This window comes from Enterococcus sp. CWB-B31 (assembly GCF_020567645.1).
In the GTDB taxonomy this organism is placed as follows: domain Bacteria; phylum Bacillota; class Bacilli; order Lactobacillales; family Enterococcaceae; genus Enterococcus_L.
The window spans coordinates 41,108-53,976 of record NZ_JAJDJW010000006.1 but is presented as its reverse complement, the minus strand read 5'-3'; the positions used below and the strand labels follow the sequence as shown (position 1 = coordinate 53,976).

General features: G+C 38.7%; 9 protein-coding genes. 1 reads left to right on the top strand and 8 read right to left on the bottom strand.

What is annotated here, in order from left to right; translation table 11 throughout:
* Positions 1-32: 32 nt before the first annotated feature.
* Positions 33-1,667: a PucR family transcriptional regulator gene (locus LI954_RS07615; protein ID WP_202065554.1), complete on the top strand. Its 1,635-nt coding sequence runs from the start codon at positions 33-35 to the stop codon at positions 1,665-1,667.
* 19 nt (positions 1,668-1,686) lie between these two features.
* Here the strand turns inward: LI954_RS07615 and arcC are convergent, their stop codons facing one another.
* The 8 genes from arcC to LI954_RS07575 all read right to left on the bottom strand — a co-directional run bounded on the left by arcC (position 1,687) and on the right by LI954_RS07575 (position 12,357).
* Entirely contained in the window at positions 1,687-2,622 is a 936-nt protein-coding gene (gene arcC, locus LI954_RS07610) for a carbamate kinase (RefSeq protein ID WP_202065560.1), read from the bottom strand.
* The gene (locus tag LI954_RS07605) at positions 2,607-3,458 is read right to left on the bottom strand and encodes a DUF2877 domain-containing protein (protein ID WP_229444093.1); all 852 of its coding nucleotides are present in this window, start codon (positions 3,456-3,458) and stop codon (positions 2,607-2,609) included. Before LI954_RS07605 ends, arcC begins: the two co-directional genes overlap by 16 nt.
* A 39-nt stretch (positions 3,459-3,497) precedes the next feature.
* Positions 3,498-4,763: a DUF1116 domain-containing protein gene (locus tag LI954_RS07600; RefSeq protein ID WP_202065568.1), complete on the bottom strand. Its 1,266-nt coding sequence runs from the start codon at positions 4,761-4,763 to the stop codon at positions 3,498-3,500.
* A 12-nt stretch (positions 4,764-4,775) separates the two neighbouring features.
* Positions 4,776-6,530, bottom strand: a complete 1,755-nt coding sequence (gene fdrA, locus LI954_RS07595) for an acyl-CoA synthetase FdrA (protein ID WP_202065570.1) — start codon at positions 6,528-6,530, stop codon at positions 4,776-4,778.
* 8 nt (positions 6,531-6,538) lie between these two features.
* The gene (gene allD / locus LI954_RS07590) at positions 6,539-7,615 is read right to left on the bottom strand and encodes an ureidoglycolate dehydrogenase (protein WP_202065571.1); all 1,077 of its coding nucleotides are present in this window, start codon (positions 7,613-7,615) and stop codon (positions 6,539-6,541) included.
* A 16-nt stretch (positions 7,616-7,631) separates the two neighbouring features.
* Complete coding sequence (allE, locus tag LI954_RS07585) at positions 7,632-8,417, bottom strand: (S)-ureidoglycine aminohydrolase (RefSeq protein WP_202065572.1); 786 nt, start codon at positions 8,415-8,417, stop codon at positions 7,632-7,634.
* Positions 8,418-8,433: 16 nt separating this feature from the next.
* A complete protein-coding gene (gene allC / locus LI954_RS07580) occupies positions 8,434-9,663 on the bottom strand; it encodes an allantoate deiminase (protein WP_202065573.1) in 1,230 nt (409 codons plus the stop codon).
* A 936-nt stretch (positions 9,664-10,599) separates the two neighbouring features.
* On the bottom strand, positions 10,600-12,357 hold the full coding sequence (locus LI954_RS07575; RefSeq protein ID WP_229444092.1) for an ABC1 kinase family protein: 1,758 nt from the start codon (positions 12,355-12,357) through the stop codon (positions 10,600-10,602).
* Between the last annotated feature and the right edge of the window lie 512 nt (positions 12,358-12,869).

The following is a 12,869-nucleotide window of genomic DNA, read 5'->3' as shown; positions in this document are numbered from 1 at the left end:
TTGATCAAAAACCAATCAAAAGGAGTCTCCTTATGAAAAAATTAACTGACTTATTAGCCATTCCTCGTTTTTCAGGACTACGCTTATTAACAGATAAAACTAGTACCCAAAAACCAGTTGAAAGTATTGAAATCACTGAAACGCCGGATATTGCTCATTATATTCCAGAGAAGACATTCATATTGACCACTGCAATGGTTTATAAAGATAATCAAAAAGAGCTATTCCCTTTAATCGACTCTCTCGTTGCAAAAAATGCATCTGGTCTCGGCATCAAAATAGGGCGCTTTTTAGATACTGTTGATATAGAAGTGATTGCCTATGCACAGACTTTAGGCTTTCCTATTGTTGAAATTCCTGCAACTATCCCCTTGGGAAGACTAATGCATCAGCTGTTAAATGTTCTCTGGAATACCAAGACCGAACAGTTGAGCTATGCCTTAGACATTCAAAAACGTTTTTCTTCATCCTTAATTAATGACGTTAGTATCGCCCGCTTTATTGCTGACTTCGGTCAAATTGTAAATACACCAATTATTCTTTTAAATCCTTTTAAAAAGGTGATCGCTCATTCCAAACATTTTACAAAAATGTCTAAGCCTGCAGAGTATTATATCCATGAACTCACCAAGAAAATAGGAGTCTTCACCGGCGAGAAAAGTGGTACTATTCCTATTACTGACTTGAATCAAAAAACATCTCAAATTTCTTATTTTGCGATTGAAACATCCAGCTACTTTCCTTATTATTTGGTTGTCTTGAATCCTGAAGCTATTCCTTTTCCTGTTTCTGAGTTTGCCATAGAACAAGCTGCATTAGTACTTTCTTTCATGCTGTATAAAAATCAAAAAGTCCAAGAATCTTTAGAAGATTTGAAAACTGAATTTCTAACTCGTATGATTGAATACCAGCAGTCAACAAAACAACAACAAAAAGATTGGTTAGACCTCGGGAAGACCTTTGGTTTAGTTAAAGCCCGGCATTATCGGGTGATCTATGTTGCCTGTCAGCCCACAGAAATAACACAAGCAACAAAAGTCAAATACCAAAAAGAAGAAAGTGAATTGGCTTATCAATGGTTTACCGAACAGCTTCCTCATCGAATCAAAGACACCTGCCTGTTCAATCTAAAAGGCAGCAATCATTTTGCTATCTTAGTCCAACATAAATGTGAACAGTTGGAGGCTGATTTAACGGAAACCGCTGATGCTTTGGCTGCTTGCCTGCCCTTTAAAATTACCTTTGGGGTCGGAACAGTCTATGAAAGTATTAATGATTTAGCTAGTTCGTTTATCGAAGCAAAAACTGCTTATGAAGAACGTAAATCGCAAAACTCGTCTTCGTCTGTCACATTCTATCACCAAAAAGGGATGCGGAGTCTTTTTGAAAAGATGAGCCCTGAGGATATTCATTATTTTTGCCGAACAATCCTAAAAGAATTAGCCTTCCCTCAAGAAGATGCCTTAATTGAATTACGCAAAACACTTCGCTATTACCTTGATTTCCAATGCGAGATAACTCGCACTGCTAAGGCGCTTTTTGTTCACCGCAATACGATAAAGTACCGCATTGAACAATGTCAAAAACTATTGGGCAAAAATGTCCATGACCCAGCAGTTAGTCTTGATTTGCGCCTAGCCCTGGAATTATCTGAAGAAGGAGACTAAAACAGCCGAATTGCTGGTTTTAACCAGCAATTCTAGTCCCAGCTTTTCCAAGTAATGCCTGATCTGCTTCTTCTAGTGAACAAATGATTGCTGTTTTCCCTTGTTTAGCAAAGTCAATTGCAGCTTCCATCTTTGGCCCCATACTTCCTTCTGCGAAATGTCCTGCATCAAAGTAAGCCTGCGCTTGATCTACAGAAATACTACTTAGCTTCTCTTGCTCCGGCGTACCATAATTGATATATACATTGCTAACATCTGTAAGCATCATAAAAATGTCTGCATCTACCTGCTCTGCTAATTTCTTTCCGGTTCTGTCTTTATCAATCACCGCTTCAACTCCGCGCAGACCTTTTTCTTTTTTAACGACCGGAATACCACCGCCGCCGCCAGCAATCACAATCGTATTTTGATTTAATAGATGAACCATTGCTTCTACACCATGAATTGCTACAGGCTTGGGAGAAGGAACTACGCGACGATAGCCGCGACCTGCATCTTCTGCCATCACCCAATTTTTTTCTTCCTCCATTGCCTTTGCTTCTATCTCATTGTAAAAGAGACCGATTGGTTTCGTTGGTTTTGTAAAAGCCGGATCTTCTGATGACACTTCTACTTGTGTTAATAACGTTACCACATTACTTGTCAGTTCTTTTTGTTCAATTTTATTTTTAATACTCTGTTCCATTAAATAACCAATAAAGCCCTGTGACTCTGCATTACACACATCTAAAGGAAAAGGCGGAACAACTTCCTTGGCTTCTTCATTTTGACGTAAAATGTTGCCAACTTGCGGGCCATTGCCATGAGTTACTACAATTTGATGATTCAATTGTTCAATTTTTGAAATTTGATCCGCACTTAATTCAATATTTGCAATTTGCGTTTCAACCGTGGCTGGTTGATTTGGTTTTAAAATTGCATTGCCGCCTAAAGCAATCACTACCCGCTTTGCCATAACGATCCCTCATTTCTATTTTGTTGAAATCTATAAATACTTCTTGCAAAGCCAGCAAGAAAATCAGCACCTGAAGTGTGTCCAGTCTTAAGAATTTCCTGAATAGCTCGATAGCTTTTTGCTTCTTCCTGACATTGACTAACTGCTAATGGTAATTGACTAAATGATCCTTGCAAAGCATTTTTTAAATAATGAAGGCTGACATCCGTCGTTAAATCAGGGACTGTTTCAAGCTTATGCTGTAAATACCTAACTAAGCGCTGATCTTCAGCCTTCATAAGCAAGCGAGCCAAGAAATGTCCGACTAGCATGTCATCTCCTGAAGGCGTCAAACCAAGCCCTCTTCCTAATAGAAAGTTCAGCCCTATTTGCTGCTGTGAAAATGAATCCTGACACACTTGATCTATCGCCTGACAAAATTGATGCTGACTGGATAATGCTGCATTGACCTTTTCTTGATAACCAGTTTCTTTATTCACCTTTGAAATCAACAAAAAAAATAGCTTTGGATCAAAGGTCGCTGACTGGGCTGCCCATTTCGTGGAGTAGCTTTGAGCAGATTGGAAGGATAGCTGATGCTGCGGAAAAATAATCAGCCGCTGCTGTATCAAAAGCGGCATTTCTGGCCAGATTTCATTTTTCAAGATCAAAAAGTCTTTCTCTGCTACTTTGATACCTTTAGGAATTTTTGTTTCCTGTGCAGTAATCGTCACTAAATATTTTTTCTGCTGATCCTGGATATTGAAGCTTTTTTGAAAAATGCTATGAATATACCAGTATCCTTTCATCAACTGTGAGTCAAAAAGTACCTGATCCACCCATTCAGCTGCCAGCATTCCTTTCATCCCCTTCTCGTTTGCAAGAAAATTTTATTCTTACTCTTCCTTAAAGCCTAACTTTTTTGCATAAGCTAAGACTGCTTTCTCAAAACAATCTATTGGTGGTGTTACTGTACCCGCACCAATTTGTCCAAGTCCTGCCTGCTTATTCGCAATCCCTGTATTAATGACAGGCAGAATACCCGTTTCAACAACTTTGCGAGCATCAATACCCAGACATATTCCCTGAAAATCCCAAGTTGGTACTGAGAAATTAGGATTCGTATCAATACAAATTTCCAACATCTCATTACTTGTTTTTAATGCATCCTGAAAGCCACCAGAGCCTACAAACCGTGTAACTGCTGGAGCCGCAATCATTGCCATTCCTCCAACACCGAATGTTTCAGTAATTGCACTATCTCCCATATCCGGAGAAGCATCTTCTTCACTAAACCCTACAAAATATAACCCTTTTGGTGTGTTAACTGGTCCGGTAAACCATTCATCCCCCATTCCAGAGATACGAATGCCAAATTCATGACCATTACGACACATAGCTGTAACAACTGTTCCTTCTTCAATTGTCCGAGCGCCATCCAGCACAGCCTTTGCAGAAGCCATCATAATATTCAGGAAAAACTGATCTGTATCTGCCAAGAACTGAATAACCTCTTGTTTTTGATTTTCAAACGCATCCAGCCCTGCAATAATTGGAGCCATTTCCTTTAAGAAAGCTAAAGAAGCTGCAATATTCCGTTGATGGAATTCATCGCCCATAGCAATTGCTTTTGCAACAATGACATTCATATTAAATCCCTCTGGTTTCATGTGCAGTGCAGCACTTAAAACAGGTGCTAATGTATCTTTCATCCAGTGAAGACGGTCAATAACCTCTTGTGAATAGGCGCCAAAACGTAAAACAGCACCAATTCCTTCATTCATAGTACAAAAAGCACGATTCCCATCTGTCTTATTTTCCACGACTAAAACCGGCATATGTGCCGAGGTAATTCCTCCCATCGGTCCAACTGCTTGAACATGATGACAAGGAATAAGCTTAACTTCACCTGTCTCTAATAATTGACGAACCTCTGCCTCTGTTTCGCCCCAGCCTTCAAAAAGACCGGCTCCCACACAAGCTCCTTGTATTGGATCAACCATTTGATCATACCTAATAGGTGGACCAGCGTGTAAAAGAACTTTGCCTTCTGATAGCTCTGGAATCACACTTTCTGCTGGAACAACATCCATTAGAAATGGCGACCCAGCAACAATTTTTGCAATAACAGCTTGATTTGCTTCTTCAATTGTTTGATACACGATAATTTCCTCCTACTCTTTCAATGAAGCTTGGGCTAAGAAGCGCAGTGCTTTTTGCAATGTCACATTGCCGCCCGCAACAGGCTGCCAGTCATATTGAATTACACTGCCGTGATGTTCACGGATTGCTTCTGCAAAACTGCGCAAGCCTACATTGATAAATGCCTGATTTTTCAGCAATTGCACAACCGCCTCGGAAGGTTGCGGCAAAGCTTCGGTTGGTTGTGATTTTGGTAATAATTTACGAGTGATGTTTGGCAGAGGATGCCCTAATAATACAAGAGCTTTTTTAACTGCTTGTGCATTGCTCTGGCAAAGCGTTACACCTGCCTCAGTTAAAATTGCAGCCTGCTTATTGATATCTTGCGGGTCAAGGTCTGTACCAACAATTGTTCCAATAATTGCCAATGATCGGTCAGCCAAAGCTGCATTCGCTTTCAATTCCTTAATTGTTGGTGCCAGCTCACTCGCCATATCTGCATGTGAACCATAGCCTAATACGATATCCAATAAAATGACTGCTGTTGCAGGATCTGCTGCTGCCTGTTGCAGCATCTCTTTTCGTTTGCTTGGATCAATCATCGGATGGGGCTTTCCTTGTGTATAAATATCATCACCAAGATCAATAATTTCATGCCCTTGTGCTTTCAAAATATACCCATCCTCATGTGGTGCATCTTCTGATAGCTGCAAGCCTGCTTTTACAAGCATTGCCGCTTCATAAGCTAACGTTCCGCCTGAGTAATAAGCTTTGATCTTTTGCTGCTTCGGACTAAAAATAGTTTTTGACTGATCAATCATTTCATCAATCGGTGTCACTGCTTCTTCATGTAAAAGTTGAACAGCAATTTGTGCTGCTTCTTCTAATGTATAAGCACGGTACAAGCCAACTTCATGATCTGTTGGTTTTTCTCCAAGAAAGATTGTAACTGCCGGTTTTGTTCCTTTTCGTAAAAGATCAAGAACTTCATCACGAACTTGCGGAGCAGGTGGCTTTGAAATGACAACAATCACCTTTGTTTCTGGATCATTTTCCAATGCAATAATGCTATCTTTGACTGTGATTCCTCCTACTGCTTCACTTAAATCACGTCCACCAGTACCAAGTGCTTGTGTTACGCCCGCTCCTAATTTATGGATAATTGTTGTTACCTCTTGGATACCTGTACCCGAAGCACCCACAATACCAATACTTCCTTTACGCACTGCATTTGTGAAAGCAACTGGGATGCCATTGATAATACCTGTGCCGCAGTCAGGTCCCATTAATAAAAGCCCTTTATCATGAGCCATTTTCTTCAAACGTACCTCGTCTTCTATTGATACATTGTCGCTAAAACAAAAAACATGTTTCCCTGCTTCTAAAGCTGTTTCGATTTCCGGAGCAGCCAAGGTTCCGGGAATAGATAAAACTGCTGTTGCTGCTGCTTCGCCTGCTTCCAACGCCTTCTCCCATGTTTTGACTGTTTGAGGTCCTTCTTCCCCACTGCTTTTCCCTTGATCAGCTATAAAATCAGCTACTTCTTTTAAAACAATATCAATGAGGTCTTTATCTTCAATATCTAATACAAGAACCATATCATTTGAAGTAGCAGCTGCCATTTCATCCGTATAAATACCACCTGTTTTAAAAATATCCTTGTTGGCAGGAGTACCCATCATAACAGAGGCATTGCTTACACCGTCCACTGTAAGTAAACGGTTGGTCAATAGCATTAGGACAATAGAATCCTGATAATTATTTTTTTGGATAATCGTGTATAACATTGGTTTCCTCACTTTCCTGTTCCAGATTGAGCAAATGCATCCGCCCCAGAATATTGATCAAAATGAACAGTATCACTTAATAAATAAGCATAGATATTTTTTTCAATCGGGATGCCTTTTTTCATATATTTTTCATAATTTAGTTGATTGATTTCTCCCGGATAATACACTTGTTGAAACCCTTCAGCAGGAGGAATCTCATGTAATTCAGTAACCATTGTTTCAATTGATTCTTTAAATTGCTCCAAATCAGTAAAGCGCTGCGGATCAATTAAAAGAATAAACTGTCCTAAATCCCGCCCTTTGGTTAAATCATTGTACATTGAGGAAACATGTTTCCCAAATGGCAATCCCAAAAGCATTCCCGACAAAATATCCGCCATCATCATAAGACCAAAGCCTTTAGGTCCTGAGATTGGTAACAAGCCATGAACATGATGAGGGTTTGTCGTCGGTTTCCCTGAAGCATCAACCGCCCAATTATCTGGAATGTTTTTATTTTTTGAACGAGCATCTAAAATTTTCCCCCACGCTTGTACTGTTGTCGCCATATCAAAGACAAGGGGGGCCCCATTTTTACGAGGAGCGGCAAAAGCAATGGGATTTGTTCCAAAATAATTCTCTTTACCGCCAAAAGGAACAACCATCGGATCTGATTGACACATAGATAACGCCAATAAATTTTCTTGTGCTGCCTTCCTCACGTAATAAGAAAGAGCTCCACTATGGCTAGTTTGTCGCACACCGACAGCCGCAATTCCCGATTTTTTTGCCATTTCAATAGCATAATTAGTCGCCTCCAGCACCACAACCTGCCCAACACCATTTTGCCCATGAACAATCCCGCTGCTTGGTCCTGTTTCTTCAAACGTAATTTCTGGTGTACGGTTCATCCCGCCCTTTGCAATTCGTTCTGCATAATAATCAACTCTTACTGCACCATGGGAATGAATACCACTAGCATCTGCAAAAACCAAGTGCTCCGCAACGATGTCCGCATGTTTTTCAGACAAGCCTGCTGCTGTTAGTTTTTTTTGAATCAGATGATGCAGCTCCTCTGGCTTAACAATTACTGTTTCTTCCATTCTGCTCTGCTCCTTCTTAAATCTCTGGATCTCGATTACAATCTTTTGAATAGATATAAGCCAAAGGTTCATCTCTGCCAACACCATACGCAGCTTGTTGAACGTAGGCACTCATAAAAATATAGTCGCCTTTTTCCACTGGGAACCATTCATTATCTAAGTTGTACATCCCTTTACCAGATAGTAAATAAGCACCATGTTCCTGATAATGCGTTTCGATATAGCCATGACTGGCACCAGGTTCAAAGGAAAGTATGTGCATATTCATATCAAAACCTAAATCTTTTGGTAAAAAATCCCATAATAAAACATCTTCCATATCCTCATAATGGACAGGTGTCAAGTCAGAGAGATGTCCGACAATTTTATAGGCCTGATATCCTTCAAGCGGCTGGTAGCGTTTTTTATAAAGAAAGACTTCGGTTGCTTCTTCTTGAAGATTCCTCATAAACATTTTTTCTCCAGCTGGCAAGTAGAGATATCCGCCAGTTCCTAATTCATGAGTTTCTTTTCCATCACCAACTTCTAATTTCCCATTAATCACATACAAGAAGGTTTCAATCCCTTCCCCTCCAAAACCTTGAATATTTTCCCCTCCCTTTTTAAAAGAAACGAGATAATCTACAAAGGAAGCGCCCAGCTTCTTTGAGCCTAAAATTGAACATTCACAATTATCAAAGCCTGGAATTACATTATTGACTAACCCGTCATGGGGTAAAATTGCATAGTTGTTTTTCTTAACAATTGCTCTGGATTGCAATAAGCCATCTAAATAACCAGTATTATTATTCCTATAACCCACTATTCTTCCCTACTTTCTATTCTTGATAAGCTAATTCATACAAGGCAGCTGCCAGTACTTCTACACCTGCTGTCAAATCTTCAATGGTTGTTTCTTCTGCTGGATTATGACTGATACCATTGATGCTTGGGACAAAAATCATTGCCGTTGGGTAATGTGGTGCAATAATCTGGGAATCATGACCGGCTCCACTGTGCATTACTTTGTATCGCTTACCCGATTGTTTAACTGCCGATTCAATTGCCGCAACGATTGTTTCATTCATTGGTACCGGACGTTCATCCATCCATAAATCCATTTCAACATCTAAATGATGTTCCTGTGCAATTTTTTTAATTAAGTGCTCCGCTTCTGCAGCAAAGGAATCCAAAAGGGCGCCATCAGTATGACGGCAATCCATTGTAAATAAAACTTCTCCTGGCACAACATTGACAGTGTTAGGTTTAGGCTCCACTTTCCCAAAAGTAACGACCAGCGGATCTCCCAGTTCAAGACCTCGATCTATTACAGCTGAGCACATCTTAGCAAATCCATATACTGCATCTCGGCGGTAGCCCATCGGCGTAGTGCCTGCATGATTCGCTTCTCCTTTCAATACAAAGGTATAGCGTTTTTGCCCAGCAATATTGTTTACAACTCCAATTTGCAAGTTTTCTTTTTCTAAGACATTTCCTTGCTCAATATGAATTTCAACAAAGGCTTTGATATCTTGCCTAAGTGTCTTATTTGAATCACAAAAGTCGAAGCCTTGCCGTCTCATTTCTGAAACAAAGCTTATTCCATCAAAGTCAGCAATTGTTTCAACATCTTCTCGTTTTGCTTCACAAACGAAGTTTTTACTTCCCCAAAAAACTGTTGGGAAACGGCTGCCTTCTTCCTCTGCCATCGAAATTACTTCTAGTGAGCGTAACGGGTTACCATATGTTTCCTGCAAATACTTAATTGCTAAATAAGCAGCAGCTACCCCATATTGTCCATCCAGGGTTCCACCATTTACTACAGTGTCAATATGCGATCCTGACATAACTGTTTCTTCGGGATACATTGTTCCTTCCAGACGTCCAAAAAGATTTCCAACAGCATCAAAGTGCGTAGACAATCCTGCTGTTTGCAGTTTCTCCTGTATAAACTCCTGAGCTTGCTTCCAGGAGTCAGTATAAAGTAGTCGTGTCATACCCCCTGTCGGATCATTACCAATTTGGGACAACGCATCAATTGTTGCAGCTACTTCTTTTTTTAAATCCATTATTTTTGCCTCCTTTGATTTATATTTCGATTGTAAGCGTTATACGAAAACGAATCATTGTTTAGTATCCACAAAATGCATTATATTTTTGGTCAAAACGCATATGATTAAAGCTGAGAGCGAGACAGAAATAAAGTTCCAAACTCTCTAAATTCAATTGACTTAAAAGGAAGTCGGTTCAATTTTATCGCTTATCGCAAACAGGAAGTGAAATATGTTTCTGTTCATGAATTTAAAGAATACCAAGTGGAATGTATAGTGAAAAGCATAGTTAGATCTTCATATGAATGCTACAAAGCAAGACCGGAAGAGATATTTTCAACAGCAGAAACCGGAAAATCTATAATCGAAGAAAAAGCGACGTAGAAACAGTTTTGAGCTGTACCTACAGCTATAATATGGGGACAGAACTATGAAATATTTCTTGTCTACTACACTGGAAGCTACACCCTAAGCAGCTTTAGACCATTTAGCTGTCAGTCACTGGTTTATTGAACAATTACAAACTTCAAATTTTCTTTTTTAAGAGACTGTGTTATTTTATCAAATGAAAATGTTGCCGAAAATAAATTTATTTCCCAATAAAAATCAAAAAATATGTTTTATTTACTAACAAACATAAACAAAACATATTTTTTATATATAATTATAAAAATGAAAATTGATTGCAGCTTTGATAAGATCGCCTCTCTAGATGGTTTTTGTGAAAAAATTTCAAAAACAAAAAATTTATCTTTTTTTATTGAAATTCAAGTACCTTAAAATATCTGCTATACTTAGTTCAGTTGAAAGATGAGCGTAGTAAAACTTCTTTCTAACTATCTCCCCTTGAAGCCAAACTTAATTCATATTAAGCTTGGCTTCTCCCTTTTTGGTGCTTATAATGAAATATCTTCATATTATAATCAGGCTGATTTTTCCGTTAAGCAAAATCAGTCATTTTTTTCTGTATTTTCGCCAAATATCGTATATCAGGAATAGGATAGAAAATAAAGCAACTCCATAACCAAAAATACCCAAAATAGAAACAAATCGTCTAGTCATGGTTCCGTTAAATTCAACAAGCATGGATGAACCGATAATCAGCGATGATAAGATCAAGCCAATGACCAAACGATTCACCATTACCTCCACTTTGTTCAACAGCTCATCCTGCTTTTTCAGTTCAATGTTGACTTTTGCCTTCCCTTTTGACAGATCATCCAGAACATCCAGCGTTCTGCTGGGGATCTGAGGAACTGCTTTTGCAGAATACAATGCATCCAATATCGTTCGTTTAAATTCCGTTGACCAGTCAATTTTTTCAGTAAAATATTTTCTAGCAAAAGGTGCAGAAATCTCCACCAATGATATTTCGGGTGCTAGCTCTCTAATCATCCCTTCAAAAGTAATGACTGACTTAATCAGCATTGTTACTTCCTGAGGAATCTGTAAATTATTCTCATGACAGATGGCAACGATTTGGAAAAACAGGCTTTGCAAATTCAATTCTCCAATACCCACACCATAGTTTCGTTCAAGCAATGGCGTCAATTGCTCATAAAAATGCTCCTCATCTAAAGGTCCAACCTTCTTGCATACTTGTAAAATTGCCTGACCAGTCACTCTGGTATTATTCCTGTACAGACTAACCATAATATCAATCAGTTTGTTGAGCATCTTATCCTTCAATTGTCCCATCATACCAAAATCCAGATAGATCAAACGATATGGCAGCTGCATATCTTCTCTTTGATAAAGAAAATCAATCGTTTTATACTTGAATTTCTTCTCAAAATAGTTGGCTTTATTTTTTTCAGCTCCAAACTCTTCATTAACTTTTTCATCTGCAGCTTGAACAAATATATTTCCCGGATGCGGGTCTGCATGAAAAAAACCATCTTCAAAAACCTGTTTGATGTAGTTACGGACAAGAATATTCCCAAACTCCTCCCGCAATTTCTGACTGGCGGGATCTGATTGCTGCTGATTGCCAAAAAAACTTCTAATACTGGCCCCTTCAATATATTCCATCACTAAGACTCTCGGAGTACAATATTCCTGATAAATTTTTGGTACTTGTATAATGGACCAGTTATTGTTGAGTTCATAAAAGTATTTTCCATTAGCTGCTTCCTGAATCCCGTCCAGCTCTTTTTCAAGCGACTGCTTAATCTCCTGAAAAATATTTTTAAGATCAATTATTTTCGACTCAGGAATATATTTAATAAGAGGCAAAGCTTTTTCCAACAGGGATAAATCCATGCCAATTTCTTCCCGTATCCCTGCATGCTGAATCTTAACAGCAACTGTCTGGCCTTCAGGTAAAACAGCTTTATGTGTCTGACCCATTGATGCAGATGCAAAAGGCACTTCTTCAAATGAGGAAAACAACTCTTTAATAGGCTGCTGTGCTTCAGTCTCAATGATTTCTTTTATTATTGGATAATCATCTTTTTTCACGTTATCCTGTAATTTTTTCAGCTCATCGATAAATGACGGAGGAAAAATATCAGTTCTGACAGATAACATCTGACCTATTTTAATAAAGGTTGAACCCAGCTCTTCAAAAGCTGTTCTGATTTTTTCCGGATGTGTCTGCTTCACTAAATTCTGGATGACATTATACTCGATAAATACCCCTGTTATTTGTCTGAATCTTGTACTTTTTTTATATTTCCGGTTCTTTTTCTGCGCTTCAGTATTCATTGCCATTTTTTCCCCTCCCTCTCTTTCATAGTACCTGTAAACCTTTTATGGGGCAAACAATTCCTCACTTAAAAAAATACGACTGAAGCATTGTTAGAGCTGTTTTTATCGAACTGCCTACTCAATAAAAGAAACAGCCGCCGGAAAAAAATGAAGTAAGGGGGTTATCTAACTGATTAAGTGATCGTTAAAAATAGAAGTTAACATAATCTACACTAACAATGGTTCTTATCTAAATATCCATCACTATTCACAAGTACCAGACAAAAATACTGCAGGCTATTTACATTTAAGTTAATTACACCTGAAGCACTCATATTGATTATAAGGAGCTCTTTAATACTGAATCTATAAGAGCCATTTATTTATAAAAAAATGAAAAACATCTGAAGTGCTGATAAGTCAGTCTTTCAGATGCTCTATCTTTTATACGTTTTTTGAGGTTTAAAAAGATGAAGCCCCTATCTGCCGATCATGCTTCATCCTCAATTAAACTAGCACTACAATTTATGTCGGAA

Excerpts from the sequence above, each read along its gene's own strand:
- LI954_RS07615 (WP_202065554.1), top strand. The coding sequence starts at position 33 with ATGAAAAAATTAACTGACTTATTAGCCATTCCTCGTTTTTCAGGACTA.
- arcC (WP_202065560.1), bottom strand. The coding sequence starts at position 2,622 with ATGGCAAAGCGGGTAGTGATTGCTTTAGGCGGCAATGCAATTTTAAAA.
- LI954_RS07605 (WP_229444093.1), bottom strand. The coding sequence starts at position 3,458 with ATGCTGGCAGCTGAATGGGTGGATCAGGTACTTTTTGACTCACAGTTG.
- fdrA (WP_202065570.1), bottom strand. The coding sequence starts at position 6,530 with ATGTTATACACGATTATCCAAAAAAATAATTATCAGGATTCTATTGTC.
- allD (WP_202065571.1), bottom strand. The coding sequence starts at position 7,615 with ATGGAAGAAACAGTAATTGTTAAGCCAGAGGAGCTGCATCATCTGATT.
- allC (WP_202065573.1), bottom strand. The coding sequence starts at position 9,663 with ATGGATTTAAAAAAAGAAGTAGCTGCAACAATTGATGCGTTGTCCCAA.
- LI954_RS07575 (WP_229444092.1), bottom strand. The coding sequence starts at position 12,357 with ATGGCAATGAATACTGAAGCGCAGAAAAAGAACCGGAAATATAAAAAA.